General features: G+C 70.3%; 1 protein-coding gene. It reads left to right on the top strand.

Annotated features, from left to right (window positions below):
* A partial coding sequence (locus AC1D15_RS36565; RefSeq protein WP_477829944.1) for an ABC transporter transmembrane domain-containing protein occupies positions 1 to 526 on the top strand: 526 nt, incomplete at both ends.

Genomic DNA, 526 nt, shown 5'->3' with positions numbered 1-526 from the left:
GCTGACCTTCGTGTCGCTGTGCGTGGTGGCGCTGGTCGGCCGCGTGACCTCCGACATGTCGACCAACCGCGTCGGCCAGCGGCTGGTGGCGCAGGTGCGCAAGTCGCTCGCGCAGAAGATTTTGTCGGCGCCGATCGATGCGCTGGAGCGCTACCGAACGCACCGCCTGATGCCGGTGCTGACGCAGGACGTCGACATGATCAGCGACGCCGGCTTCGTGCTGGCGTCCACCGTGATCGCGCTGTCGATCGCGCTCGGCTGCCTGGGCTACCTCGCGTGGCTCTCGCTGCCGATGTTCGGGCTGCTCGTCGTCGCGCTGGTGCTCGGTGCCGCGGTGCAGGCGGTGGTGCTGACGCGTGCCGAGGCCGGTTTCTGGCGCGCGCGCGACGGCGAGGAGCAATTGCACAAGGCCTACCGCGGCATCAGCGAGGGCGCGAAGGAGCTGCGGATGCACCGCGGGCGCCGGGCGCGCATGCTGCGCGGGCAGATCGAGCAGACGGTGGACGGCATCCGCACGGTCAACCAG

The sequence above is a fragment of the Rhizobacter sp. P2_H2 genome (assembly GCF_056403375.1).
The sequence above is the reverse complement of the archived record's forward strand: the minus strand, read 5'-3'. Positions and strand labels throughout refer to the sequence as shown.